The organism is Chryseobacterium sp. Y16C (assembly GCF_022488405.1).
GTDB lineage: Bacteria > Bacteroidota > Bacteroidia > Flavobacteriales > Weeksellaceae > Chryseobacterium > Chryseobacterium geocarposphaerae.
Window position 1 is genome coordinate 2,979,568 of the sequence record NZ_CP092711.1, and the last position, 26,471, is coordinate 3,006,038.

Sequence of the window (26,471 nt, forward strand, 5' to 3'; positions counted from 1 at the left end):
AATTATTTTTTAGCAGAAACTTCTTTCTTTCCGCTCTGTAAGATCTTTTCCAAGATTCTCAAAGTAATCAGATAGGTTGGCTTTACTCCTGTTAATCCCAAACCACCTGAAGAAAGTGTACTTCCCGTTTCCAAAGGATTATCTGAAGCGTAATATGCATACATTACAAATAAATCCGGTGAAATATGGTGTCTGATCTTAGATGCCACCTGAATGGCTTTCTGATAATGTGCCCCTTCCATTTCAAGACCTATGGCCTTCCAGGAAGTATTCATAAAGTATGATAAAATATCTCTGTTTTGAAGTGAAGTTCCTAAAACAGTAATCATCGGACCTTCAAATGCTTTCAGTTCATCATCATGGAAATCTGCCAGTTTCAAGGTATTTTCAAAAGGATAGTTATCTGCCGTTCCTTCAAAAATGTGTGACGTAGGAATCATGATATCTCCTTTTCCACCAGCAAGAATTCCCGCTTTACCCATAATGGAAACAGATTTCACTTTCATCATATAAACCTCTCCTTTATGCTCGTAAGGTCTCAATAATTCGTCCATTACTTCATAAGCCTGTTCACCAAAAGCATAATCAAAAACCATAATCACATCGTCTCCGCCAAATTTAATATCGTGGAAAGGAGTGTTTTTAAGATTGGTTTTACTTAGATCAATGATCTGAACATCAATATTACTGCCGCTCTTATCATTAATATAGATCATTCCTTCTTCCAAAGCATATTTGGAAACCTTATCACGAAGCTCTTTTTTATCGGAAATTTCTCCGTATAATTTATAGTCTACTTCCTTGTGATCTTTTTTCTTCAATGCATCATTGGCATACAGCATATTTTTCACAGAGTGCATATTGGCGGAAATAATATGTAGCGGACGCATATGAAGATTGTTTTCAAATAAAACCTCTTTCACTTTATCTGCCCACTTCTCACCAAAATAGTGATGTCCTACTCTTTCTCTTAAAATAGCACTGAAATGAATTTCTCTTTCTCTTGTCTGTTTTGCATCCTCTAAACTTACTTTCGCTAAGTTGTAAATAATTTTAAACAAACGGTCAGGATTATGATCGTCCCCGAAAGTATTGTAAGCTGTTAATGTTTCATCAAAAGTTCTTCCGATCAAAGAAGATAAATGAATCAGGGCAACTTCTTTTTCCTTTCTGCTGAATTTCTTTTCGCCTTTTACGACTTCTTCAATAATTTTAAAAGCACGCGTCGGTTTCCAGTTTTCATCCTGGATGAAAGCCAGATTTCTAACCTTATCCGCTTCTATAAATAAGAAGGTTAAGTGAGTAAGAATATCATAAATCTCGGAACGTCCCAAAAGAACTTCAATATTCATTTGGTGCTCATCAATTCTGTAACAGTTTCTTCTTCTCTTTTTAGGTACAATTGGTTCGAAACTTCCTTTATCAAAACCCTCATCTGATGTAAGATGAATAAAAGCACATTCTTCAATTCCTTCCGGAAGTCTGTCTAAAACATACATCAAACCATCCAGTTCCAATTTACTCGGAATATTCATACTCCCATAAATCTCCGGATTGATGGTCTTCAACAAACTTCTGATACTCTCCCCTGAAACACCGGCGGGTTTAAAAAAACCTCTGTAAAAGAGGTGTCTCATAGAAATATACAATCTTTCAATTGCTTCCGTTGTTTCTCTTGCTCTAGAATTTGTCATAAAATAAATTTCACACAAATATACTACATTCAAAAATTATTATTTAAAAATCCTATTAATTATTATTTATTTTTTCATTACATTTGGTAAACAACAAATAATTTACTATGAAAAATCTAAAAAAATTAACACGAGAGCAGTTACGCTCAGTATCAGGAAAGGGTAATTCTTGTCCTGCAGAACCAGCTTCTGTTTGTGGTCAATGGTGCAATATGTCTTTATGGCAACAACGAAATTGTCCCGTAGAATTTGATCCGTCAACCTGTGATTGCTTATGTCTTATTGGAGGAATCTGCCCAGAAAACCCCTAAAGATTGAAAACAAAATAAAAAAAATAAAAACACCCCATATTTTTTAGGGGTGTTTTTATTTTATCTTATATTTTTTTGTAAATTTGCCCCGTAAAAATTAACCTATATGTCAACTTTAAGATTCAAAGCGTTAGAAACTTTACCATTTAAGGACTTTAGAAGAGATAACTCTGTGGAAGTTCCTGTGAAATTGTCAGAATTATTCTGTCAAAATGTTTTCTCAGAAGAAACGATGAGAGAATATTTAACAAAAGAAGCATTCCAGTCTATTATGGATGCGGTAAAAAAAGGGACTAAAATCCAGAGACACATTGCAGACCAGGTAGCAGTAGCTATGAAAGACTGGGCAATGAGCAAAGGAGTAACTCACTACACACACTGGTTTCAGCCTTTGACAGGAAGTACTGCAGAAAAGCACGATTCTTTCTTCACTCCTATCGAAGGAGGCAGAGCCATTGAAAGATTCAGTGGAAACTTATTGATCCAGCAGGAACCGGACGCGTCTTCTTTCCCGAATGGTGGTATCAGAAACACTTTCGAAGCAAGAGGTTATACAGCTTGGGATCCTACATCTCCGGCATTTATTATGGGTACTACATTATGTATCCCTTCTATTTTCATCTCTTATACAGGAGAAACTTTAGATTATAAAGCTCCTCTTTTAAGAGCATTGAACGCGGTAGACGAAGCTGCAACCAACGTAATGCAGTATTTTGACAAAAACGTGACAAAAGTAACGCCCACCTTAGGTTGGGAGCAAGAATATTTCTTAGTTGACTCAGCATTATACCAATCTCGTCCAGATTTAGTTTTAACAGGTAAAACTTTATTGGGACATTCTCCTGCAAAAGGACAGCAATTGGATGACCACTATTTCGGTTCTATTCCTACAAGAGTAATGAACTTCATGAAAGAGTTGGAAATCGAATGTATGAAATTGGGTATTCCTGTAACAACTAGACACAACGAGGTAGCTCCAAACCAATTTGAGCTGGCTCCAATGTTTGAAGAAGTAAACGTAGCCGTAGATCACAACTCTTTGTTGATGGACGTAATGGCAAGAATTGCTCACAGACACCATTTCCACATTTTATTCCACGAAAAGCCATTCGCAGGCGTAAACGGAAGCGGAAAACACAACAACTGGTCTTTGGCAACTGATACCGGTGAAAACCTTTTAAGCCCAGGAAAAAATCCTAAGAAAAACTTACAGTTCTTAACGTTCTTCGTTAATACAATTAAAGCGGTTCACGAATATGCTGATCTTTTAAGAGCAAGCATTGCTTCTGCAAGTAACGACCACAGATTAGGAGCAAACGAAGCTCCACCGGCAATTATTTCTGTATTCATCGGAAGCCAATTGTTCAGAGTTTTGGAAGAGCTTGAAAAAGTAACGGAAGGAAAACTTTCACCGGACGAAAAAACAGACTTAAAATTAAATGTTGTTGGAAAAATTCCTGAAATCTTGTTGGATAACACTGACAGAAACAGAACTTCTCCATTTGCATTTACAGGAAATAAATTTGAGATCAGAGCGGTAGGTTCTGCAGCCAACTGTGCTGAATCTATGACCGTAATGAATACCATCGCAGCAAAACAATTAAACGATTTCAAAAAAGAAGTTGATGCTTTAATTGAAACAGGTCTTAAGAAAGATGAAGCGATCTTCAACGTATTGAGAGAATACATCAAGCAGTGTAAAAACATCATGTTTGAAGGTGACGGATATTCTGATGACTGGGCAAAAGAAGCTAAAAAGAGAGGTTTGAACAACTTAAAAACTACTCCGGAAGCTCTTAAGCAGGAGATGGATAAAAAATTCTTAGCTCTTTACGAAGAAATGGGAATTTTCACGCACAGAGAGGTTGAGGCGAGAAACGAAATCAAATTAGAAAAATATTCTACGGTTATCGATATTGAAGCAAGAGTTCTAAGTGATATCGCAAGAAACCACATTATTCCTTCAGCTTTAAATTATCAGAACAGACTGATCGAGAACGTAAAAGGTCTTAAAGAAATTTTCGGAGACAAAGAGTTCAAATCTTTAGCGAAAGAACAAATGAGCTTAATTACCAGCATCTCTGAAAACGTTTCTAAAATTAAAGTTGGCGTTGAAGATCTGATCAAAGCGAGAGAAGCTGCAAAAGCGGTTTCAGACAGTCAAAAGCAGGCAGAAACTTACTGCAACAAAGTAAAACCTTTATTCGACGTTATCAGAGAAGCTTCTGATGATTTAGAAATGATGGTGGATGATGAGCTTTGGCCAATGACGAAATACAGAGAAATGTTATTTACAAAGTAACATTTGTAAAGTTCCATATTAGTGAAACTCCTCGATTAATCGGGGAGTTTTTGTTTTGTTTAATCTGATTTCAATATGAAATTTTCGCCAGTTCAAGTGTTTTTCATCGTGATATTAAGAAAAATGTATCGAGAACTTAATTAAATGAACTTCTCGATACAATTTTTTTTCAAAAATTTACTCGAAGTGACGACCGATCTTTTATCTAAATTAAAATTTAATTTAAAACACTAATAGACAAAGACTTCCATAACTTCAAAATTCATACAAAATTTAATTTTAATTTTGCTTCAATTATGAAAATCCTGATCATAGAAGACAACAGAGAACTCGCCCAAAGTATGGAATTTTACCTTGAAGGCGAGAGCTATATCTGTGAATGCGCTTATAACTACAACGAAGCATTGGAACGATTAAATTTCAATTCCTACGACTGTATTTTGCTGGATATTATGTTGCCCGACGGAAACGGATTGAATATTTTAAATCATATCAAAAGTGAAAAAATCAACAGCGGAATTCTCATTATTTCTGCAAAAAACGCCTTAGACGATAAAATCAACGGATTGGAAAAAGGCGCCGATGATTATATCACAAAACCTTTCCACTTACCGGAACTACATGCCAGATTGAGGGCCGTTTACCGAAGAAATAAAATGGATGGTTACAACGAAGTAAAGTTCAATGAAATCATTTTAAATACTGATACTTACGAAGTTGCCATTAATGAAACAAGACTTGAAGTCACTCAGAAAGAATTTGAATTACTTCTTTACTTTCTCGTCAACAAAAACCGGGTATTATCCAAACAGTCTATTGCCAATCATCTTTGGGGTGATTATACCGATAATTTGGCTAATTTTGATTTTGTTTATCAGCACGTTAAAAATCTCAGAAAAAAAATCGGCGCTGCAAAAGGTAACGATTATATCGAAACGATCTACGGCTTGGGATACAAGTTTAATGCTTTAAAATATAGTGGTTCATGAATTTAGTGAATAAAATATCAGTCTGGTTTATCGCCATTATTTTGCTTGTAACGCCCATAAGCATGTATATTTCGTATACAAGCATAAAAAAACGACTGGATAATGTTGAAATTGAAAGATTGAAAACCGTCAACAATTATGTAATTAATCAGATAAAAAAAGGAGAAGCTCCAGCAACGACAACACAGGGACTTCCTATTGCCATTAATGTTTTAAACGGAAAAAACCTTCCTGCGGAACCGGAAATTCTTCACACCTGCCTTGAAGACAATGGCGTTTCTAAGAATGAATGTAAAATCCAGATCAATTCTTTTGCAAATATTGATAATAGAATTTACAAAATCTCTTCATACACCTACATTACCGCTACCAAAGAAATTATGGGCGGAATGCTGATCGCTCTCTTCTGGAAATTATTATTAATTACAGCCATTGTTTTTATTACCGCAAGAATTTTATCTAAATTCATATTAAAACCTTTCCACCACGCGATCGACGGACTTCAAAAATTCAGTATTCAGAAAAAAGAAAGACTTGAACTTTTACCGACAAGCACAAAAGAGTTTAAAAAATTAAATGAATTCCTGAAAACCATGACCGACAAGGCGCTGGAAGACTATGCTTCCGTGAAGGAATTCTCTGAAAACGCTTCTCATGAAGTTCAGACACCTTTAGCCATTATTCAAAGTAAAATTGAATTGTTGGCAGAAACGGAAATCAATGAAAACCAAGCCATCTTACTAACAGATATTCAGAATTCAATTGACAAATTAAGCCGCATCAACCGCTCTTTAATTCTTTTAACTAAATTAAATAACAATGAGTTTTTAACAAACAAAGAATTGAAATTCTGCAGGGTTGAAAAAGAAACGCTATGTATGTACGAGGATCATTTGGCGTTGAAAAACATTACGTTAAACAGAAATTGTGAAAAGAATGTTTATATTAAAATTCACCCGACCTTAGCCGAAATTCTGTTAAGCAATCTTCTTTCCAACGCAATCCGGCATAATCTGGAAGGCGGAAAAATTGAAATTAATCTTACCAAAAACTACTTCCAGATCAGCAATACCGGACTTCCGCCTGATGTTCCGCCCAATGAATTATTTAAAAGGTTTAAAAAAAGTAACCAGTCCCAGGAAAGTATCGGCCTTGGCCTTTCTATTGTGAAACAAATCTGTGAAGTCAATAAATTTGCTGTTCATTACGATTTTGCTGACGGATGGCACAACATTACAATTCATTTTGATCAGACTCAGCTCCACGAACCACTAATTTCTGATAAGATTTCAAATGAAAACAATTTAGAATTCGAAAGCGTTGAACAAGTTGTAAACTTTGCTGAATAAAGCGATTTACATTATTTTTCAAACTTCAAATTTGCTTCAAAATGTATTTTTTACTTTGAAAAAAGAAAAATACGTTAGATGCTTTCAAGAATTTTTATTCTCGCCTTATCATCCGTTTTTTTTGCCAACACAGCGAAAGCACAGGAAGTTCTCACGCTGAAATCTGCGCTGGAAACCGCTGTTCAAAATTACGGAACCATTAAAGCCAAAGAATCTTACCGATTATCTTCACAGGAATCGATAGAACTGGCAAAACGGCAATATCTGCCGAACCTCAACATCAGCCTGCAACAGGATTACGGAACAGTGAACGGACAAAACGGGCCATTGTACGGTTTCGGGGGTTACGGAGTAGCTTCTTCGGGACTTCCCCTTCCCGATCAAAACTGGAATGCTTCTTTCGGAGCATTGTATTTAGCCAATATCAACTGGGAATTCTTCTCTTTCGGGAAAGCCAAGCAAAGGGTAAAAGTTGCAGAATCTAAAAATCTGAGGGACACCAAAGACTTGTCTGATGAAATTTTCCAGCACAAAGTAAAAGTGGCAGCGGCTTATTTAAATGTTTTAGCGGCTAAAAAATTAAAACTTTCCTACGCCCGAAACCTCGGAAGAACCGACACGATCAGGAGAATTGTTGAGGTAAAAGAAAGAAACGGAATCGTTCCCGGAGTTGATTTATCCCTTGCTAAAGCCGATTACGCCAACGCAATGATCACCTACACCAAAGCGAAAGACAATGAACAGGAACAGGAAAACAAGCTCGCTCAGCTGTTGGGGATTCCTGCCCAGGAATTTGTGCTGGACAGTACTTTATTAAAAAGAGTCCCGACCGATTTTCCGATTGAAGCCAACTCTTCCTTGGAAAGCCATCCGTTATTGGCTTTATATAAAAGCAGAATTAATGTAAGCGAACAGGAAAAACAATTTCTGAAAACACAGTATTATCCGTCATTTTCGATGGTAGGTATTTTTCAGACGAGAGGTTCAGGATTTGGAAGTGGTTATGCTCAAAATCAAAATGATTATTCAACATCTTATTGGGATGGAATTCATCCGACGAGAAGCAATTATTTAGTTGGACTTGGTGTTTCCTGGAATTTCACTCAGACCTATCGATTATCAAAAGAAATCAGCGCTCAGGATTATGTAAGTCAAGGGTTAAAACATGAATATGACCTCGCCGAACAGCAATTAAAAGCCCAATTGGATTTATCCGAAAACAAATGGAAAAATGCCATCACGGTGTACGATCAGGTTCCTGTTCAGTTGAAATCTGCCAATGATGCTTACATCCAAAGATCGGTTTTATATAAAAACGGTTTGACAGATTTGGTGGATTTATCACAAGCGATTTATGCTTTGGTAAGAGCAGAAACCGACAGAGATATCGCCATTAGCAATGTTTGGAATGCTTTATTATTAAAAGCTGCCGCGTTGGGTGATTTCACTGTCTTTGAAAACGAATTGTAAGATTAATATCAACTATAATCAAGATTATCTCAATGAATTTAATAAGATTTGCATTAAGAAAACCTATTACGATTTTAGTAATTGTTGCAGGGCTGTTTTTCTTCGGAATCCGGTCCATGAACTCTATTAAAGTCGATATTTTCCCCAAACTGGATTTACCGGTAATCTATGTTTCCCACCCTTTCAGTGGTTATACACCGCAGCAGATGGAAGCATTTTTCGCCAAACAATACATCAATATTTTCCTTTTCGTTAACGGAATTAAAAGTATTGAAACCAAAAATATTCAGGGACTGACTTTAATGAAAATTAATTTCTATCCCGGAACCAATATGGCGCAAGCTGCCGCTGAGTTAAACTCGTTCTCAACCAGAATTCAGGCCGCGTTTCCGCCGGGTTCCAACCCGCCGTTTATCATTCGTTTTGATGCTTCAACTCTTCCGGTCGGACAATTGGTTTTAAGCAGTGATAAAAGATCCAACAACGAATTGCTCGATCTCGCGAACGTGTATGTGCGTTCAACATTTACCTCCATTCCTGGGATTGTTTCGTCTCCGCCGTTTGGTGGTAATATTCGTACGGTTGTCATTAATGCCAATCCGGATTTGCTCCGTCAGCATAATATGACACCTGATCAGCTCGTAGAAGCTTTACGTTTGAACAACCAGACTGCCCCTTCCGGAAACGTAAGAATCGGAGATAAATACTATATCACTCCGACCAATACGATGATTAAAAATGTAAAAGATTTCGAAAATATTCCTTTGTACAAAGGCAGTGTTCAGAATCTTTATTTAAGAGATGTTGCGACAGTAACCGACGGAGCAGATATGACTTCGGGTTATGCTTTGGTGAACGGTCGTCGTTCGGTTTATCTAAGTATTGCTAAAAGTGCCGATGCTTCAACGTGGGACGTGGTTCAGAATCTGAAAAAACAGTTACCACAAATTCAGTCCAATCTTCCGGATGATGTGAAAGTGAGTTTTGAATTTGATCAATCGACTTACGTAATTAATTCAGTTAAAAGTTTATTAAGCGAAGGAACTATCGGAGCCATTCTCACCGGATTAATGGTTATTTTATTTCTCGGCGATATCAGAGGAGCGTTGATTGTAATTCTCACGATTCCAACTTCCATTATTTCGGCTGTTTTATTTTTAAATCTTTTCGGACAGACCATCAACATTATGACGTTGAGCGGACTCGCCCTCGCCATCGGAATTCTCGTCGATGAAAGTACAGTTACCATAGAAAATATTCACCAGCATCTGGATATGGGAAAACCCAAATCGCTCGCTATTTGGGATGCCTGTAAAGAAATTGCCTTTCCAAAATTATTGATCTTATTCTGTATTTTGGCAGTTTTTGCTCCTGCATTTACGATGGGAGGAATTCCGGGATCATTGTTCTTACCTTTAGCTTTAGCAATTGGTTTTAGCATGATTGTTTCTTATTTCCTTGCACAGACTTTCGTTCCGGTAATGGCCAACTGGATCATGAAAGTAAAACATCACAAAGCTAAAGATGGACATACTTTAACAGATTCCGAAGAATTAAAAGCAGCAGGATTAAGCGATGAAAATGATACATGGAGTCAGAAAGAAATTTTACTTCAAAATGAAGACAGCAACCGCGACGGAAAAGTAAGTTTATTTGAAAAAATAAGATTCCGTTATCTGAAATTTTTAGACCGAATCATGCCTTATCGAAAAATATTGGTTTCAGCTTATATTATATTGATGATGGGAATGGTTGCTTTGTTTTTAAACAGCATCGGACGAGATGTTTTACCACAGGTGAACGGAACACAATTCCAGGTAAGAATGCGAATTCCAGACGGGACAAGAATTGAAAAAACCGAGCTTCAGACTTTAAAATTATTAGACGGAATTAAAGAAATTGTCGGAAAAGACAATGTCTCCATCACATCTGCATACGTAGGAACGCACCCGACCCTTTTCTCGGTAAGTCCGATTTACCTTTGGATGGCAGGTTCTCATGAAACGGTTTTACAGGTGGGTTTAAATGAAGATTATCATACCAATATGGATGATTTAAAGGATAAAATCAGAGAAAAAGCGAAAACCATTAATCCTGATATGAAATTATCCTTCGAGCCGATTGAATTAACTGAAAAAATTCTCAGCCAAGGTTCTCCGACTCCGATTGAGGTGAGATTATCGGGAAGAGATAAAAGCGTAAATGAAAATTATGCTAAAAAAATCGTAGAAGAATTAAAGAAGATTCCTTATTTGAGAGATGTTCAGATTGGTCAGTCTATCAAATATCCAGCCTTAGATATTAATGTTGATCGTGTCCGCGCTGCTCAATTGGGAGTGGATATGTCGGATGTTTCGCGTTCTTTGGTAGCTTCAACTTCCTCATCAAGATTTACGGAAAAAAATATTTGGACGGATGAAAAAGGTGGTTATAGCTACAATGTTCAGGTTCAGATTCCTGAAAATAAAATGAACAGCAAAGAAGAAATTGCAGGAATTCCATTACAGAAAAATTCCAACAGACCGAATTTGGGAGATGTTGCAACCATTAAAAACAGTTTCACCTACGGAGAAACCGACAACTTGGGAGCAATGCCGACTTTGACAGTGACTGCAAATCTTAATCACACCGATTTAGGAACCGCTTCAAAAGATGTACAAAAAGTAATTGATAATATGGGTGAACTTCCAAGGGGTTTAAATATTCAAATGATTGGTTTAAGCCAGACTTTAAATGAAACCTTAAGTAGTTTACAAAGTAGTTTGATTATCGCGATTGTTGTGATTTTCTTAATGTTGGCCGCGAATTTTCAGTCATTCAAAGTTTCTGCGGTTGTATTGGCAACAGCGCCTGCAGTTTTGGTTGGATCTTTAGCTTTATTAATCATCAGTGGATCAACTCTTAACCTTCAATCTTACATGGGAATTATCATGTCGGTCGGAGTTTCGATTTCGAATGCTGTATTGTTGATTACCAATGCAGAACAATTAAGAAAACATAACGGAAATGCATTACTTTCCGCAAGGGAAGCCGCAGCGTTGAGGTTAAGACCCATTGTAATGACCGCTTTGGCGATGGTGGTAGGAATGATCCCGATGGCGCTCGGATTGGGAGAAGCAGGAGATCAGGTTTCACCGCTGGGAAGAGCTGTGATCGGAGGTTTGGTGGCTTCTACTTTTGCTGCCCTTTTCATTCTTCCATTAGCGTTTGCTTGGGGACAAGGAAAAGCGACTACTCAAAGTGTTTCTCTTGATCCGGAAGATGAAGAAAGCATTCACTTTATGCCTGAAATTGTAAAATAAATAATAAACTATTTAAGATAAAATATGAATCGATTATATAAATATTTAATTCCGACAATACTGGTTTTCAGCTTACAGAGTTGTGGGCACGAGGAAAAAAAGGAAGCAAAGAAATCAGCAGAAACTTCTTCTCCGGATATCGAAGCGGTAAATCCTTCCCAAGCAGATTTTTCATCATCAACGGCAATTCCGGGAGAATTACAGCCTTATCAGAAAGTTGATATTTATGCAAAGGTGAGCAGTTTTGTGAAAAAATTGTACGTTGATGTTGGAAATGAAGTAAAAGCCGGACAATTATTGGCAACATTGGAAGCTCCGGAAATCAATTCCCAACAAAGTGCAGCTTCATCAGCATTAAAGTCAAAAGAAGCATTATACATTGCGAGTAAAGCGAAATATGACCGCTTAAAAGAAACCAGCAAAACACCCGGGACAATATCCGCACTTGATCTGGAACAGGCTTTGGCGGCACAAAGATCAGATTTAGCACAATTGGAAGCCGCAAGAGCATCGTACCGAGAAGTTGCTGATGTTAAAAATTATTTGCAGATCAGAGCGCCATTCAGCGGAAATATTGCAATGAGAAATGTGAGTGCTGGAGCTTACGTTGGACCTTCGGGAAAAGGTTCGGATTTGCCTATGTTCAGTCTGGTTCAGCAGGACAGGTTACGTTTGGTTGTGAATGTTCCGGAATCGTACACCGGCTTATTGAATAAAAATGGAGATATTAAATTCTCCATTCAATCGATTCCGGGAGAGACTTTTACGGCAAAAGTTGCGAGATTTGCGGGTGCTTTAGACAACAAACTGCGTTCTCAATGGGTAGAAATGGATGTTTACAACAAAGACAAAAGATTGCTGCCGGGAATGGTTGCCAACGTGATTTTACCTTTAAGTGAAAACAATAAATCTTTGTCTGTTCCTTCCACAGCCGTTTTAAATTCCACTTTGGGCGTTTTCGTTATTAAAGTCGAAAAGAATATTGCACATTGGGTTCCAGTAACGGCAGGAATTGCTAACGGAGAAGTCACGACAATTATCGGAAATATTTCTACAAATGACATAGTTGTTAAGAATGCATCCGAAGAAATTCGTGATGGGCAGAATATTAGAGTTAAACTGCTTAAATAGGCTTATAGTCAATGTTTTATTAACAAAATTTAGGACTCTCTTTTCTTTAACATTAATCTGAAAAAATCCTTTGATAGGAATAATCTATAATAATTATGTTAAAGAATCTTAATAAAAAAAACTGCGGACTCGCCTAAAACAGGCGGTTGCGGTTTGTTTTTTTTTAACATACGTAAATAATATGTTAAAATGTGTTAAATAAAGAACCTGACAATTATCATATCAGGAGTCTTTTTATCGGAATCTCTATTTTTGTAATGCTTTTGAAAAATAACGATTCCTTTTAACACGGATAATCAAATATATATGAAGAAAAGAGTTTTGTTTTATTTAGTTGCTGTAGTTTCTACAATGTCTCTACAGTCTTGTGTTACAAATTATGTAGTTTCAAAACCAGCAACTTATACTAAAGAATACAAAACAGATGCCAAACTAGCTTCTTTCGATCCTAAGAAAGCTGAGCTTGATAAGCAAAGATTAATTGATTCTTTCCTTGCTGAAAAAGCGGCATCTATTGCCAGTGCGAAAAACGCAGTTAAAAATTCTGAGATTGCAAAAGCAATCAAACACAATACAACAATTGACAACATTTTATCTGAGGCAGCTACTTATTTAGGGACACCTTACAGATATGGAGGAACAACAAGAAACGGGATTGACTGTTCTGCTTTCGTTCTTTCAGTTTTCGGTGCAGCAGCAGGTCTTAGTTTACCAAGAGTAGCATCTTCTCAGGCACAGGAAGGAGAAAAAGTAGAAAAAGAGAATCTACAGAAAGGAGATTTGATTTTCTTCTCTCACGGCAGAAGAATTTCTCACGTAGGAATTGTTGAAAGTGTTTCCGAAGAAGGAGAGGTTAAGTTCATTCATGCTGCTACATCAAAAGGAGTAATGGTTTCTTCTCTTAATGATTCTTACTGGGGACCAAAATATAGATTCGCAAAAAGAATTATTAATGAAAACGGAGAGGCTTACAATAATCTGGCAGCAGTAACTCCAGTATCAAACGGAACAAGTTTTTAATTTTAAATAATTGATTTAAATAATGAAAAGCCTTCAAAATTTTGAAGGCTTTTTTGTTCTTTGTTCCTGATGAGATTTTATGGAAGCTTGTTTTAACTAGGATTTACTTTACATGAAGTAAAGTTTTAACCTCCTTAACTATTCTTATCTATTTCTATATTCAATTTATATAGAAGACCATGGATTTCAGAAAGTGAAAATTTGGCCTTTTTAAGCCTGTTTTGGGAAGGATCTATCAAATAGTTAACCGATGTCCTCAAATCTGATTTTTCCATGTTGGTATTATCAAAAACAGCTCCGGAAAAGTCACAATTATTAAAGACTGCATTTGAAAGATCACATTCGGTAAAATCAACTTCTATAAGCTTAGAATCTTTAAATACTATTTTCTTTAAGGATGCCTGGTAAAAAACAGAATTATTTAGAGAGCAACTTTCAAATCTAAAAGAAAGCCCGAATTCATTGCAGTCATTGAACTGAAGTCCGAACATTTTACATCCTTTGAAATTCACATCCCGAAAAGCGGTTCCGACGAGTTTTACCATACTTAAATTACAATCTGTGAACTCGCAATCACTAAAGTTGAATCCGGAAAGATCCAGGTACTCAAAATTACAATTCCTGAAGGTACAATTTTCGTATTCGCCTTTTTCTAAGGATTTTTGGGTAAAGTCTGTGCTCTCAAAATTTTCGTCCGAGATGTATGGGTGCTTCATTGAAATTTTAAAGTAAAGTTATTTTTATTTCACGCAGATTTTTCGGATAGAGCAGATGAAAAAAAGCATGATTATAAATTATTCCTTTCGTCTTCGCTTTTACACCAGACTGTTTTTGTCCGAATAGTTCAGCTTAAAGAAAATAAAAGTCATAATAGAAAAGGCAAGCAATGAGCTTCCTCCGTAACTGAAATACGGCAAAGGAATACCTACAGTCGGGAAAAGCCCCATAACCATTCCTAAATTGATGGTAAAGTGCATTAAAAGGATGGAAGCAAAACAATATCCGAAAACCCTGTTAAATGAGGATTTCTGCTGTTCTGCGAGATAATATATCCTTCCTATGTAAATCATATAACATAGAATCAAAACAGTACTTCCTACAAAGCCCCATTCTTCCCCTACTGTACAGAAAATATAATCGGTTTCCTGCTCCGGAACGAATTTCCCTTGGGTAACCGAACCTTCGCGGTATCCTTTTCCCAAAAGTCCTCCTGAACCAATTGCCGTTTTAGAATATAATAAATTGTAACCTGATGTATCTCTGAACGCTTTTTCGCCTTTATAAAGAACCTCAATTCTTTCTCTTTGGTGTTTTGGCAATTTTTCTAAAATATATGGAGACCCAAAAGCCAAACCACACAAAACAAGAACAGAACCTACAATTCCCGAAATCGAAATAACATTCCATGACATTTTATAATAATTCATGGCAATCCAGCCTCCTACAATGACCAATATTGCAATCACTACATAAATAGGAGGAATAGCGAGGGAAATTAAGAAAACTCCCGCAAAAAGAAATCCTACTGCAAATAGCATCCCGCTCATTCCTTCACGATACAGCGCAATGAAAAATGCAATGAAAACCAACATAGATCCTACATCAGGAATTGCCAGCACGACAGCAGCAGGAATTCCGACGATAGCCAGAGTCGTGTATAATGATTTTCTGTTATTTAAGTTAAATTCAGGACCTGAAACATAATTCGAAAGCATTAATGCGGTTCCAATTTTGGCAAACTCTACAGGTTGCATCGTAAAGCTTCCGAACTTATACCAGTTTTTTTGTCCGAGAATTTCTTTACCAAACGGAAACAGACCAATAAGAAGCAAGACACCTCCAATGTAAATAATCCCTGACATATTTTCGAAGAACTTACTTCTTCCCACAAAAATAACCAGCCCCACAAATAAAGAGATACAAAAGAATATAAGCTGTTTCTCACCCAGTTTCTGGTCAACACTGTAAATATTTGCAATTGCAAAAATACAAAGCAGAAAATACAGGCCCAGACCTAGTTTATCTATTCCTTCTGTCCACTTCATTGTTTTACCGTTTTAGTGTTTTTGTTATTTTTTGTTTTTTCGTCGATCTTTTTTTGCAGCTTGGCTTTTTGTTCTTTAATAAATCTAAGGCTGTCCTGTATTCTTTTAAGCTTTAGGGAATCCGGTTTAGGTTCCACATACAAACCTTTACGCTTCAAATCAGCAATCCATTGCCTTTTGTATTCAGGCATAAAGCTGGACGTTACCATTTTTTTATACAGATAATCTCTCTTAATATCTCCTGTTAAATACTTTTCAGCAATTAAAGTACAGGCTGGCCCTGCCCAGGTCGCTCCAAAACCGGCATGTTCCATTACGGCAACAACAACAATTTTTGGTTTATCAGCAGGAGCAATCAAAACAAAGATAGAATTATCTTTTCCCTGAGGCACCTGTGCCGTACCTGTTTTAGCTAACTGAGTAAAATCCTGAGATTTCAGTCCTGCTGCCGTTCCACGAAGTACAACAGCCTCCATTCCTTTCAAAACGGGTTCAAAATGTTTTTTATCTACTAATGTTTGATGTTTTACCTTAAATCTTGGATCCGGATTCGGTTTTCCGTCAATAGATTTAACGATATGAGGTGTATAATACCAGCCACGATTGGCAATGGCCGCTACATAATTAGCCAATTGGATTGGAGTTACAAGAACATCTCCCTGTCCCATTCCGTTGTAAATAGCTCCTGTAGGCATTTCGTCCCAATTTTTAAAATCAGTCCTCTGTGATCCACTTGCTTTCATAATGGCTTTAAAACGTCTTTCATAGAAATCTCCCGAAGGAATCCTTCCTTTTGCTCCAACCGCAAAGTCATTATTTAAGAATTCTCCCACGCCGAAGCTACTCATGATCTTTTTCCATTCATCAACCCCTTTTGAAGGATTTCCCGGATATTTTTTAATAATTGCAATGAATGCATAAGTGAAAAAGCAGTTACTTGAAACCTGGATAGACGGGATAAGCGGATCTGCTCCTCCATGACCTTTAATCCTTTTTCCTCTGTAGAAAAAGCCGCCTCCACAAGGGAAAATCGTTTTTTCATCCATCACCCCCATCTGCATGGCAGCTAAAGCTGTAAGTAATTTAAATGTGGATCCGGGAGGATAAGCCGCCTGAAGTGAACGATCAAAAGTGGGTTTATTTTCGTAAATGGTATCTTTCGACAGAGCGTAAAGATTTTTAGATTTGTTAGGCCCGGTAAAAAGATTCGGGTCAATATCCGGCCCTGTAGCCGCCACTAAAACCTCCCCATTATTAGGGTCTAATGCAACGATAGCACCATGCTTATTGACCATCATCTCTTCTGCTAATCTTTGAAGATCGTAGTCTATAGTGAGCGTAATATCTTTTCCTGTAACAACTTCTTTATCTAAAGAACCCTGCTTATACGGACCTACATTTCGAAGTTTAATATCTTTTTGGATATACTTCATTCCTTTTACTCCGCGCAATTCTTTTTCATAAGATTTTTCAATTCCTGTTTTTCCGATGAAATCGCCCGGCAAATAATAAAGAGAATCTTTTTTAATTTCGCGTTCATTGACTTCACTTGTATATCCTAAAAGGTTTCCGGAGGTAGAAACTTCATATTGACGCTGAGGTCTTGATACAATACTGAAAGCCGGATATTTAAAAATAATCTCCTGAACTCTCGCAATATCTTCTCTGCTCAAATCCTTCATGAAAGTCATTGGAGTAAGCTTGGAATAATACTTTTCCTTTTTAATCAACTCTATTCTTTTGATAAAATCAGGCTTTGTAATTTTCATTAAATTACAAAATCCTATAGTATCAAAATCAGGCTTCATCAATGCCTGTGTAAATGAGATTTCATAGGCAGGCTGATTTCCCACCAAGATCTTCCCATTTCTGTCAAAAATAACTCCTCTTTGAGGAATAACATATTCAATTTTAATAGAAGTATTGGCTGCATTCAGCGCATAACGATCTGTAAACAACTGTAAATAAGAAAGCCTAGCCACGAAAATCAGGGCTATAACTACAAGGACGGAAAAAATCTTTAAATAACGCGTATTCAAACTTTCTGTTTGATTTTAAATATTAATGCATATATAACTATAAATATAAACGAAATTATACTTGTTACCAATACATTAAGTAATATTTCAAAAAATCTGCTCAACTTAAAGAATTCAATATACTGTACTAAAAGCTGATGTAAAAAGATACTCGAAAAAAGAAACAGCAAAAACTGCGCCCATTGTAAGGACTGAAAAGAGAAAAAATCTGTAGAAGTATCTGTAGAAGTTCTGAAAATTAGGGTTCTGAAATAGGCAATCGAAGTGGTTGCAAATGCGTTGATCCCTCCTGTCTGTAAGAAAGTATCAACCGTAAGACCTATTAAAAAACTTAAAGCTAAAAACTGAAATTTATTTCTAAAAAAAGGATAGAACATCACAAACACCGGATACAACACCGGAGTATATTTACCGAATAGCGTAATCCTGTTCAATACAAAAATTTGTAATGCAACTAGAAAAATCATGATTAATATATCCGTAAATAATGTTCTGCTAATCATTTTCCTTTTTTATTACAGCTTGCATTGTATCTTGAATCTTTTGAACCTCAGCTTTTTTCAGGTTTTTAACCACATAGACTTTGCTCAGGGCTCCCATTTTCTCACTTAATTCAACAGAAATGTCCCAAAAACCTGTCTTGTTATCCACTGAATACCCTGCGATAGTTCCTATCATTACTCCTTTAGGGAAAATTGCCGACTTTCCGTCTGTAACTACAGTATCGCCAATCTTTAAGGCAACATATTTGGGAACGTCAGCAAGATGCATTATCCGGGAATTGTCACCGTTCCATGTTAAAGTTCCGAAATATCCTGAGTTTTTTAATGCAGCGTTGATTCTGATTTTATTCACACTTAAAACAGACTGAACTAAAGCATAGCTATCTGTAGAGTTAATCACAATACCTGCAATTCCTTTAGGTGCCATTACTCCCATTTGCGGAAATACACCATCTCTTTTTCCTCTGTTAATGGTAAAATAGTTATTTCTTCGGTTAATACTGTTGAAAACAATCTCACCATCTACGAAAGTATAAATCTGTCCGCCGCCCAAAGTATCGTGAACTTTTCTGAAAACAGGATTTTTTGCTCCCTGCTTCCCGTACAGCTCCATCATTAAAGATTTGTTCTGAGCAACAAGATCTTCATTGATTTGCTTTAACTTAAGATATGAAACTCCTTCATCGATATACCCGGAAAACCAGGAATTCAATGCGGCTGACTGACCCGCAATCCAGGATCTTTGCATTGCGTTTCTAGAGAATATCAGGACCAGAGCAATAATTTGCAGAAATATAAAGAAGACAAAAAGTGCGTTCTTCGAAAATAATCTCAGCAAAAATCCCATTCAGATGTGTTCGTAAAAAGTTAAAATTATTTTATTAAGAAATTGAATTTATCCATATTCTTAAGCGCAATACCCGTTCCGCGAACAACCGCTCTCAACGGATCTTCTGCTACAAAAACAGGAAGACCAGTCTTTTTATGCAATCTGTCTGCAAGACCTCTTAGTAATGCACCACCACCTGCAAGATAAATACCTGTTTTGTAAATATCCGCTGCCAATTCAGGCGGAGTTAAAGAAAGTGTTTCCATTACAGAATCTTCAATTCTGATGATCGATTTATCCAAAGCTCTTGCAATTTCCTTATATCCAACCATAATTTCTTTTGGCTTACCTGTAATAAGGTCTCTACCCTGAACCGGAATATCTTCAATATCAACTTCCAGATCTTCAACTGCAGAACCCACTTCAATTTTAATTCTTTCAGCAGTTCTTTCTCCAATATAAAGATTGTGATGTGTTCTTAAGTAATAAGCAATATCATTCGTAAAAACGTCGCCTGCAATTTTTACAGATTTGTCACAAACAATACCTCCTAAAGCAACTACAGCAATTTCAGTAGTACCTCCACCTATATCGATAATCATATTACCCTCAGGCTTCTGAACGTCGATTCCAACTCCTATTGCCGCAGCCATTGGTTCATAAATCAAACGTACTTCTTTAGCGTTTACTTTCTGAGCAGAATCTCTTACCGCTCTTTTTTCAACCTCTGTAATTCCGGAAGGAATACAGATTACAATTCTCAATGCCGGCTGAATAAATTTACCCTTAATTCCAGGAATCTTTTTAATAAACTCCTTAATCATATGCTCAGAAGCATGAAAATCTGCAATTACCCCATCTTTCAACGGACGAATTGTCTTAATATCCTCATGAGTTTTCCCCTGCATATGTTTTGCCTGCTCTCCTACAGCAATCGGCCTACCCGTAGAACGTTCAATTGCTACAATTGACGGCTGATCTATAACAATTTTATTATTATGGATGATAAGGGTATTAGCTGTACCAAGGTCTATCGCAATTTCTTGCGTAAACATATCGAATAAACTCATATTTTACTTCTGATTTTTTTTAAAGATTTACAAAGATATAAATTTAACACTACCAAAGGAATTCTCCAAGCATATAATTTGGTTAAAATTTTATTAAATTTTCTAACCGCTTATTAACTTTTACTTTAGATATTTACGAACTTTGAACTCAACCAGATTTAAGGTGATTTAGAGCAAGAAAGGGAAAAGACGGAAGCCTCAGTATTTAACATAATAAAAATCTATACACAAACAATTTCAAGCTATCTTAAAACTTTTAACATTCCACGTAAATTCTCAGTTTAATTTTTGATTATAAGAAATAGTTTTTTACGATAATTATCATATATACTATCAGAGGATGATTAATTAAAAAAAACGTAAATTTGCTGCGCTTATGTTACAGTATTCCAACATCCATCAAACTGCGAATTTCTCGGTACTTTCCATTAGCTTTGAAAAGGCTGATGTGGAAACCAGGGGAAAGTTTGCCTTCTTTGATGAAAACATCAAAAATTTTGTTACCCGAATTCATGATGAGAACCTAGGGGATGCATTTGTAGTATCCACCTGTAACAGAACCGAAATCTATACCACTTCACCCAATTATCTTTTAATTGCTGAAGAGTATTGCAAAACGATTGGAGTTAATCTGATGGACTTCTTACAATTTGCCAATATTTTGACTAAAGAAGAGGCTTTAACCCACCTGTTCAGGGTTGCAGCCGGTCTAGAAAGCCAAATCATTGGGGATTTCGAAATTATCGGGCAAATCAAAAAAGCGTATAACCGTTTTAAAAAAGAAAGACAAAACTCGAATCCTTTTTTAGAAAGAGCGATAAATTCCGCGATTCAGATTTCTAAAAGAATCAAAAACGAAACCGGAATCTCTAACGGGGCAGCTTCCGTATCTTATGCGGCGGTTCATTATATTTTAAATAATCAAAAGAGAATTGCTGAAAAAAACATTCTGCTTTTAGGAGTAGGTGAAATTGGACAGAATACGGTTGAAAATCTGGTAAAGCACGTTTATCAGCCAAAAATTAAAATTGCTAACCGAACTCAGGAAACAGCCGCAAAAATTTCCGAGAAATACAATATTCCTCATATCGATTATGCTGATTTTGATCAAGAGCTCAGCGGAACCGATATCCTTATCGTGGCAACCGGAGCAAGACATCCGATTGTTAACAAATCTCATTTCCCGAATGGAAAAGAAACTTTAGTGATTGACCTTTCTATTCCCAATAACGTTGATAAAAACGTAATGGAAAATGAAAATGTAACATTAATTGACGTTGATGAACTTTCAAAACAGATTCAGGAAACCATTCAGCAAAGGGAAAAAGAAATTCCAAAAGCTGAAAAAATTATCAAAGAGCTGACAAAAGATTTCCTTGAGTGGGAAAAAAAGAGAAAATTGGCACCCAACATTCATCATTTCAAAGCGGTTTTAAAAAATATGGAACGTAATGAAATGCATAATTTTTATAAAAAAAATAAATACATAAACATCACGGACATGGAACTTTCCGATAAAATGATTCAGAAAATCACCAACCGTTTTGCAAAATATATCATCGATAATCCTTTAAAAGCCGAAGAAATTAGTAAATTAATGCACGAAATATTAGTTGAACAACCAAACAACGAATTCAATGAAAAGCATTAGAATCGGAACCCGAAACTCCGCATTGGCACTTTGGCAGGCAAGAGAAGTTGCGAGGCATCTTCAAAACAGCAATTATTTAACGGAAATCGTCCCTATTGTCTCTTCAGGCGATAAGAACCTTACTCAGCCGCTTTATTCTTTAGGAATTACGGGTGTTTTCACAAGAGATCTTGATGTTGCATTATTAAATGACGAGATCGATATTGCCGTGCATTCCCTGAAAGATGTTCCTACACAATTACCTCAAAACATTGAGATCGTTGCTTATCTGGAAAGAGATTTCCCACAGGACGTCCTGATCAGAAAAGAATCTGCACGAAATAAAGAATTCCATGAACTGAAATTAGCAACCAGCAGCTTAAGAAGAAGAGCTTTCTGGTTAAAAAACTTCCCTAATGCTGAATTTTCAGATATCCGCGGAAACATTCAAACCCGTCTTCAGAAATTGGAAGAAGGAGATTTTGACGCCACGATTTTATCCTTAGCCGGAATTAAAAGAATGAAAATGGATATCGATTATGAAATGCTGCCATTTTTAATTCCTGCTCCGTCGCAGGGCGTTATTGCCGTTGCCGGACATTCCGATAAAAAAGACATCAACGATATTTTAAAATCAATCAATCACACTCCTACCCAAATCTGTGTAGAAATGGAAAGAAATTTCCTGAGCACTCTTGAAGGCGGATGTACAGCTCCCATCGGAGCTTTTGCTGAAATTTTTGAGGATCAGATCCGTTTTAAAGGAGCCCTTTGTTCTTTAGACGGCAAAAACTGTATCGCAACAGATGAAAGCTTCATCTATAATGAAGAAGAAAATTTCGGAGAAAAATTTGCAAAAGTTGTTCTCGAAAATGGAGGAAAAGAACTCATGACGGAAATTAAAAGTCAGATTTAATTGATCTAAAATTCCTGAATAATGAGAAAGTATTTCACCATTCTTATCATTATGTTTTGTGTCTTAAATTTAAAAGCACAGAATCAGTTTGCCCAAAAGCTTTCTGATGCCGCTTTAAGTTTAACAAAAGACAAAGTTACCTACGATCCCGCTTATTTTACGGTCAAATATCCGAACGGAGATATTCCCTCGGATAAAGGAGTATGCACCGATGTTGTCATCAGAGCGTACAGAAAACTGGGAATTGATCTTCAGAAAGAGGTGCATGAAGATATGGTGAAAAATTTTTCAAAATATCCTAAAACATGGGGCTTGAAAAAGACCGACGCCAATATTGATCATCGCAGAGTTCCTAATTTAAGGGTATTCTTTGCCAGGTTCGGAAAATCAAAATCAATAGAAACCAAACCGGAACTGTATGTTCCCGGAGATATTGTAACCTGGATTTTACCCGGAAATTTAACGCACATCGGTATTGTGGTCAACAGAAAATCGGCAGACGGAAAACGATATTTAATTGTTCATAATATCGGAGGAGGACAGGTTATTGAAGACTGTTTATTTAAATTTACCATTACCGGACATTATCAATATCAGAAATAAAGAGTATGAAAAATAGTATTAGCTTTCTATTTATATTGATAATAGGTTTTGCAGCAGGACAGAAAAACGAACTGAAAATCATTAATAAACCGATCAACTATTCTGAGGAAAGAGTTCGATTAAGTTTAGAATATCTGAAGGAACATCACGGATTGGTCCAAAAAACACCGACGATAGTTCCTAAAATGATCGTTCTTCATTATACTGCAGGCGGAAATATAGAAAGTAATTTCAAATATTTTAATAAAGCAACGCTGGAAAGCGGAAGAAGTACGTTAAAGAAGCAAAGTACACTAAATGTTTCTTCCCAGTTCATTATTGATCGTGACGGTACAATTTACCAGTTAATGGAGCCTACTCAATTCGCAAGACATACCATAGGATTAAATTACTGTGCAATAGGGATTGAAAATATCGGAAGTAAAAAGGACCCGCTTACAGAAAAACAAGTTGTAGCTAATGCACAACTCGTACGATATTTAACTCAGAAATATAAAATTGAATATCTTATCGGCCATTCGGAGTATGGTATTTTCAGAAACTCAAAACTCTGGAAAGAATCTGATCCCAAATATTTCACGGGAAAAGAAGATCCGGGAAAAGATTTCATGAACAGAGTGAGACTTCAGGTCGCCGATTTACATTTAAAAGACCAACCTTAATGAAGATTTTATTTACCAAAACCATAGATCCAGCTGTTATATCCGAAGAATTAGGAGAGGATATCTTGGTTGAATGCGTCGAGGTAATTAAAACAAATCCTATAAAGGTAAAACCGTTTGATCTGAAAAATTATTCATTGATTTTTACAAGCGCAAAAGGAGTAAATTCCTTTTTTAAAAACGGATTTAAGCCCAACGAAAATTTTACAGCAAAAAACTACAATAAAATTTACTGTGTGGGTGAAAAAACAAAACGTGAATTAAGAAAAAACGGCTTTGGTACTTTTAAAATGCTGAAAAATGCCGACACCCTTTCAAAATTTATTATAACCCACTGTCAGCATGAAAAATTTTTACACTTCTGTGGAAACATAGCACTGGACGTGCTTGACGAAAATCTTCCTTTACAAAACATCAGCTATAAAAAAGTCACCATTTACAACACAGAGCAAATCAATCCGTTGATAAATGAAAAATATCATGTCACTGTATTTTTTAGTCCGAGCGGAGTTCGTAGTTTTGCAAATCGAAATTCCTTTGAGGATATGCAACTTGTTTCAATTGGTGAAACCACGGCCAATGAATTAAGAAAGTACACTTCAAACCCGATTTTAGTTTCAGAAGGAAACAATCTGATGTCTGTTTTGAAACTGATTAAAAAGGAAATTTTAAACAAAAATTGAATATTTAATTGTCTTTTGGCAATATCAGTCTATTATATTATGATTAAGAACGACCTATACTTAAAAGCACTTCGCGGAGAAACCGTAGAAAGACCACCAGTTTGGATGATGAGACAAGCGGGAAGATATTTACCGGAATTCATTGCGCTGCGTGATCAATATGATTTCTTCACAAGATGTCAGACTCCGGAACTGGCTTCTGAAATTACAGTACAGCCAATCAGAAGGTTTCCGCTGGATGCTGCGATTTTATTTTCTGATATTTTGGTGGTTCCGCAAGCAATGGGAATTGACTTTAAAATGAAAGAATCTGTTGGCCCGTGGCTGGATACTCCGATCAGAACAATGGAGCAGGTTCAGAATGTTGTGGTTCCGGATGTGAATGATACGTTAGGGTACGTTTTTGACGCCATTGAACTGACGTTGCAAAAATTAGACAATGAAATTCCATTGATTGGTTTTGCAGGTTCTCCATGGACAATTCTTTGCTATTGCGTAGAAGGAAAAGGAAGTAAGGCATTTGATATTGCTAAATCTTTCTGTTTCCAGCAACCAGAAGCTGCCCATTTATTACTTCAGAAAATTACAGATACTACCATCGCTTATCTGAAAAGAAAAGTGGAAAAAGGGGTTTCTGCGGTTCAGGTTTTCGATTCTTGGGGAGGAATGCTTTCTCCGGCTGATTATCAGGAATTCTCTTGGAAATATATCAACCAGATCGTTGAAGCTTTAAGCCCTTTAACTCACGTTGTTGTTTTTGGTAAAGGATGCTGGTTCGCCTTGGAAGATATGGTACAATCTCCGGTTTCTGCTTTAGGTGTTGACTGGACGATCAAACCTGAATTTGCAAGAACATTAACGAATCACACGATGACGCTACAGGGAAATTTTGATCCTGCAAGATTACATTCTACCCCTGAAACTATTAAAAAGATGGTGACTGAAATGATTAACCGTTTCGGAAAAGACAGATATATCGCGAATTTAGGTCACGGAATTTTACCTAATATTCCTGTAGAAAATGCAGAAGCCTTTATCAGAGCTGTAGTAGACTGGAAGCCGAATATTTAATTCTAAAATATTTTCCCACAGATTACGCAGATCACACTGATTATTTATTCTGTGAAATTTGTGTAATCTGTGGGAAACCAAAATAAAATCCCTTTCAATTACTGAAAGGGATTTTATTTGAGTAAAATTTTAATTGACTTCTGTAATGAAATCTTCTTTTGGTTTTCTCACTTTAGTAAGGTCTACCAGCCAATCGTTTGAAGCATCTCTGTAACCTAACGGCAGCAGCAGAACGCTTTTCAGGCCTTTTTCTTTTAAGTTTAACACTTTATCCACTTCTTCCGGAGAAAAGCCTTCCATCGGCGTAGAATCTACCTCTTCGAATGCTGCAGCGATAATGGCAGCACCGAATGAAATATAAGCCTGCTTAGCGGCATGAGTAAAGTTTTCTTCAGCAGATCTTTGTGGATAGGTACTCAACAGCATCTGTCTGTAATTTTCCCAGCCTTCGTTCTTAAAACCTCTGATATCATTTGTCAGATCAAACATTTTATTGATTCTTTCCTCTGTGTATGTGTCCCAAGCCGCAAAAACCAAAAGATGAGAACAGTCTGTTATCTGTGGTTGATTCCATGCGTGAGGTTTAATTTGTTCCTTGATTTCCGGATTGGTAATCACGATGATTTCAAAAGGCTGAAGTCCGCTTGATGTAGGTGCTAATCTTGCTGCCTCTAATATTTTATCCACTTTTTCCTGTGGTACTTTTTGACCGTTCATTGCTTTAGTTGCAAATCTCCAGTTCAATTTTTCAATTAATTCCATGCATTAAATTTTGACTGAACAAAATTACTCCATGCGACGTGATATTCAGATACTAAATTTTAAATTTGTTATATTGTTAACATCTATTAT

General features: G+C 36.5%; 22 protein-coding genes. 14 read left to right on the forward strand and 8 right to left on the reverse strand.

Annotated features, from left to right (window positions below):
- Positions 1–2 precede the first annotated feature (2 nt).
- Complete coding sequence (locus MKS83_RS13335; RefSeq protein ID WP_100377383.1) at positions 3–1,694, reverse strand: DUF6909 family protein; 1,692 nt, start codon at positions 1,692–1,694, stop codon at positions 3–5.
- Positions 1,695–1,801: 107 nt separating this feature from the next.
- Here MKS83_RS13335 and MKS83_RS22340 point away from each other — a divergent pair, with 107 nt between their 5' ends.
- The 8 genes from MKS83_RS22340 (at position 1,802) to MKS83_RS13370 (ending at position 13,568) form a co-directional block, all read left to right on the forward strand.
- A complete protein-coding gene (locus MKS83_RS22340) occupies positions 1,802–2,005 on the forward strand; it encodes a bacteriocin-like protein (protein WP_410678604.1) in 204 nt (67 codons plus the stop codon).
- Between the two features lie 106 nt (positions 2,006–2,111).
- Entirely contained in the window at positions 2,112–4,307 is a 2,196-nt protein-coding gene (locus tag MKS83_RS13340; protein ID WP_100377384.1) for a glutamine synthetase III, read from the forward strand.
- 296 nt (positions 4,308–4,603) lie between these two features.
- The gene (locus tag MKS83_RS13345; RefSeq protein WP_100377385.1) at positions 4,604–5,296 is read left to right on the forward strand and encodes a response regulator transcription factor; all 693 of its coding nucleotides are present in this window, start codon (positions 4,604–4,606) and stop codon (positions 5,294–5,296) included.
- On the forward strand, positions 5,293–6,645 hold the full coding sequence (locus MKS83_RS13350; protein WP_240580098.1) for a sensor histidine kinase: 1,353 nt from the start codon (positions 5,293–5,295) through the stop codon (positions 6,643–6,645). The genes MKS83_RS13345 and MKS83_RS13350 overlap by 4 nt, the downstream gene beginning before the upstream one ends.
- A gap of 78 nt (positions 6,646–6,723) precedes the next feature.
- On the forward strand, positions 6,724–8,115 hold the full coding sequence (locus tag MKS83_RS13355) for a TolC family protein (RefSeq protein ID WP_240580099.1): 1,392 nt from the start codon (positions 6,724–6,726) through the stop codon (positions 8,113–8,115).
- A gap of 32 nt (positions 8,116–8,147) precedes the next feature.
- The gene (locus MKS83_RS13360; protein ID WP_240580100.1) at positions 8,148–11,417 is read left to right on the forward strand and encodes an efflux RND transporter permease subunit; all 3,270 of its coding nucleotides are present in this window, start codon (positions 8,148–8,150) and stop codon (positions 11,415–11,417) included.
- Between the two features lie 24 nt (positions 11,418–11,441).
- Positions 11,442–12,548 carry an efflux RND transporter periplasmic adaptor subunit gene (locus tag MKS83_RS13365; protein ID WP_240580101.1) on the forward strand — a complete coding sequence of 369 codons (1,107 nt, stop codon included), beginning with the start codon at positions 11,442–11,444 and terminating at the stop codon, positions 12,546–12,548.
- Between the two features lie 306 nt (positions 12,549–12,854).
- Complete coding sequence (locus tag MKS83_RS13370) at positions 12,855–13,568, forward strand: C40 family peptidase (RefSeq protein WP_240580102.1); 714 nt, start codon at positions 12,855–12,857, stop codon at positions 13,566–13,568.
- A 134-nt stretch (positions 13,569–13,702) separates the two neighbouring features.
- On the opposite strand, the gene MKS83_RS13375 is transcribed toward MKS83_RS13370, so the two are convergent.
- The 6 genes from MKS83_RS13375 to MKS83_RS13400 all read right to left on the reverse strand — a co-directional run bounded on the left by MKS83_RS13375 (position 13,703) and on the right by MKS83_RS13400 (position 20,054).
- Positions 13,703–14,284, reverse strand: a complete 582-nt coding sequence (locus MKS83_RS13375; RefSeq protein WP_240580103.1) for a pentapeptide repeat-containing protein — start codon at positions 14,282–14,284, stop codon at positions 13,703–13,705.
- Positions 14,285–14,383: 99 nt separating this feature from the next.
- On the reverse strand, positions 14,384–15,613 hold the full coding sequence (rodA, locus tag MKS83_RS13380; protein WP_240580104.1) for a rod shape-determining protein RodA: 1,230 nt from the start codon (positions 15,611–15,613) through the stop codon (positions 14,384–14,386).
- Complete coding sequence (locus MKS83_RS13385) at positions 15,610–17,652, reverse strand: peptidoglycan D,D-transpeptidase FtsI family protein (RefSeq protein ID WP_240580105.1); 2,043 nt, start codon at positions 17,650–17,652, stop codon at positions 15,610–15,612. Before MKS83_RS13385 ends, rodA begins: the two co-directional genes overlap by 4 nt.
- Entirely contained in the window at positions 17,649–18,155 is a 507-nt protein-coding gene (locus MKS83_RS13390; protein ID WP_240580106.1) for a rod shape-determining protein MreD, read from the reverse strand. Before MKS83_RS13390 ends, MKS83_RS13385 begins: the two co-directional genes overlap by 4 nt.
- Complete coding sequence (mreC, locus tag MKS83_RS13395; protein WP_100377395.1) at positions 18,148–19,002, reverse strand: rod shape-determining protein MreC; 855 nt, start codon at positions 19,000–19,002, stop codon at positions 18,148–18,150. The genes MKS83_RS13390 and mreC overlap by 8 nt, the downstream gene beginning before the upstream one ends.
- Before the next feature lie 26 nt (positions 19,003–19,028).
- Positions 19,029–20,054 carry a rod shape-determining protein gene (locus MKS83_RS13400; protein WP_100377396.1) on the reverse strand — a complete coding sequence of 342 codons (1,026 nt, stop codon included), beginning with the start codon at positions 20,052–20,054 and terminating at the stop codon, positions 19,029–19,031.
- A 376-nt stretch (positions 20,055–20,430) separates the two neighbouring features.
- Between MKS83_RS13400 and hemA the strand changes: the two genes are divergently transcribed.
- Genes hemA through hemE form a run of 6 tightly spaced genes read left to right on the forward strand, consistent with a single transcriptional unit; the run spans position 20,431 to position 25,619 of the window.
- The gene (gene hemA / locus MKS83_RS13405) at positions 20,431–21,705 is read left to right on the forward strand and encodes a glutamyl-tRNA reductase (RefSeq protein ID WP_240580107.1); all 1,275 of its coding nucleotides are present in this window, start codon (positions 20,431–20,433) and stop codon (positions 21,703–21,705) included.
- The gene (gene hemC, locus MKS83_RS13410) at positions 21,692–22,600 is read left to right on the forward strand and encodes a hydroxymethylbilane synthase (RefSeq protein ID WP_100377398.1); all 909 of its coding nucleotides are present in this window, start codon (positions 21,692–21,694) and stop codon (positions 22,598–22,600) included. The genes hemA and hemC overlap by 14 nt, the downstream gene beginning before the upstream one ends.
- Positions 22,601–22,621: 21 nt before the next feature.
- Positions 22,622–23,203: a DUF1287 domain-containing protein gene (locus MKS83_RS13415; RefSeq protein WP_240580108.1), complete on the forward strand. Its 582-nt coding sequence runs from the start codon at positions 22,622–22,624 to the stop codon at positions 23,201–23,203.
- A 5-nt stretch (positions 23,204–23,208) separates the two neighbouring features.
- A complete protein-coding gene (locus MKS83_RS13420; RefSeq protein WP_240580109.1) occupies positions 23,209–23,865 on the forward strand; it encodes an N-acetylmuramoyl-L-alanine amidase in 657 nt (218 codons plus the stop codon).
- Positions 23,865–24,548, forward strand: a complete 684-nt coding sequence (locus MKS83_RS13425; protein ID WP_240580110.1) for a uroporphyrinogen-III synthase — start codon at positions 23,865–23,867, stop codon at positions 24,546–24,548. The genes MKS83_RS13420 and MKS83_RS13425 overlap by 1 nt, the downstream gene beginning before the upstream one ends.
- A 39-nt stretch (positions 24,549–24,587) precedes the next feature.
- On the forward strand, positions 24,588–25,619 hold the full coding sequence (gene hemE, locus MKS83_RS13430; RefSeq protein WP_240580111.1) for a uroporphyrinogen decarboxylase: 1,032 nt from the start codon (positions 24,588–24,590) through the stop codon (positions 25,617–25,619).
- A gap of 129 nt (positions 25,620–25,748) precedes the next feature.
- Here the strand turns inward: hemE and MKS83_RS13435 are convergent, their stop codons facing one another.
- Positions 25,749–26,381 carry an NAD(P)H-dependent oxidoreductase gene (locus MKS83_RS13435; protein WP_240580112.1) on the reverse strand — a complete coding sequence of 211 codons (633 nt, stop codon included), beginning with the start codon at positions 26,379–26,381 and terminating at the stop codon, positions 25,749–25,751.
- Between the last annotated feature and the right edge of the window lie 90 nt (positions 26,382–26,471).

What these genes read in the sequence shown, in the direction of transcription:
- MKS83_RS13350 (WP_240580098.1), top strand. Translation starts at nt 5,293, where the DNA reads ATGAATTTAGTGAATAAAATATCAGTCTGGTTTATCGCCATTATTTTG.
- MKS83_RS13420 (WP_240580109.1), top strand. Translation starts at nt 23,209, where the DNA reads ATGAAAAATAGTATTAGCTTTCTATTTATATTGATAATAGGTTTTGCA.
- MKS83_RS13345 (WP_100377385.1), top strand. Translation starts at nt 4,604, where the DNA reads ATGAAAATCCTGATCATAGAAGACAACAGAGAACTCGCCCAAAGTATG.
- MKS83_RS22340 (WP_410678604.1), top strand. Translation starts at nt 1,802, where the DNA reads ATGAAAAATCTAAAAAAATTAACACGAGAGCAGTTACGCTCAGTATCA.
- MKS83_RS13390 (WP_240580106.1), bottom strand. Translation starts at nt 18,155, where the DNA reads ATGATTAGCAGAACATTATTTACGGATATATTAATCATGATTTTTCTA.
- MKS83_RS13370 (WP_240580102.1), top strand. Translation starts at nt 12,855, where the DNA reads ATGAAGAAAAGAGTTTTGTTTTATTTAGTTGCTGTAGTTTCTACAATG.
- MKS83_RS13375 (WP_240580103.1), bottom strand. Translation starts at nt 14,284, where the DNA reads ATGAAGCACCCATACATCTCGGACGAAAATTTTGAGAGCACAGACTTT.
- MKS83_RS13360 (WP_240580100.1), top strand. Translation starts at nt 8,148, where the DNA reads ATGAATTTAATAAGATTTGCATTAAGAAAACCTATTACGATTTTAGTA.
- MKS83_RS13400 (WP_100377396.1), bottom strand. Translation starts at nt 20,054, where the DNA reads ATGAGTTTATTCGATATGTTTACGCAAGAAATTGCGATAGACCTTGGT.
- MKS83_RS13340 (WP_100377384.1), top strand. Translation starts at nt 2,112, where the DNA reads ATGTCAACTTTAAGATTCAAAGCGTTAGAAACTTTACCATTTAAGGAC.
- MKS83_RS13335 (WP_100377383.1), bottom strand. Translation starts at nt 1,694, where the DNA reads ATGACAAATTCTAGAGCAAGAGAAACAACGGAAGCAATTGAAAGATTG.
- MKS83_RS13425 (WP_240580110.1), top strand. Translation starts at nt 23,865, where the DNA reads ATGAAGATTTTATTTACCAAAACCATAGATCCAGCTGTTATATCCGAA.
- hemE (WP_240580111.1), top strand. Translation starts at nt 24,588, where the DNA reads ATGATTAAGAACGACCTATACTTAAAAGCACTTCGCGGAGAAACCGTA.
- mreC (WP_100377395.1), bottom strand. Translation starts at nt 19,002, where the DNA reads ATGGGATTTTTGCTGAGATTATTTTCGAAGAACGCACTTTTTGTCTTC.
- hemA (WP_240580107.1), top strand. Translation starts at nt 20,431, where the DNA reads ATGTTACAGTATTCCAACATCCATCAAACTGCGAATTTCTCGGTACTT.
- MKS83_RS13365 (WP_240580101.1), top strand. Translation starts at nt 11,442, where the DNA reads ATGAATCGATTATATAAATATTTAATTCCGACAATACTGGTTTTCAGC.
- MKS83_RS13435 (WP_240580112.1), bottom strand. Translation starts at nt 26,381, where the DNA reads ATGGAATTAATTGAAAAATTGAACTGGAGATTTGCAACTAAAGCAATG.
- hemC (WP_100377398.1), top strand. Translation starts at nt 21,692, where the DNA reads ATGAAAAGCATTAGAATCGGAACCCGAAACTCCGCATTGGCACTTTGG.
- MKS83_RS13355 (WP_240580099.1), top strand. Translation starts at nt 6,724, where the DNA reads ATGCTTTCAAGAATTTTTATTCTCGCCTTATCATCCGTTTTTTTTGCC.
- rodA (WP_240580104.1), bottom strand. Translation starts at nt 15,613, where the DNA reads ATGAAGTGGACAGAAGGAATAGATAAACTAGGTCTGGGCCTGTATTTT.
- MKS83_RS13415 (WP_240580108.1), top strand. Translation starts at nt 22,622, where the DNA reads ATGAGAAAGTATTTCACCATTCTTATCATTATGTTTTGTGTCTTAAAT.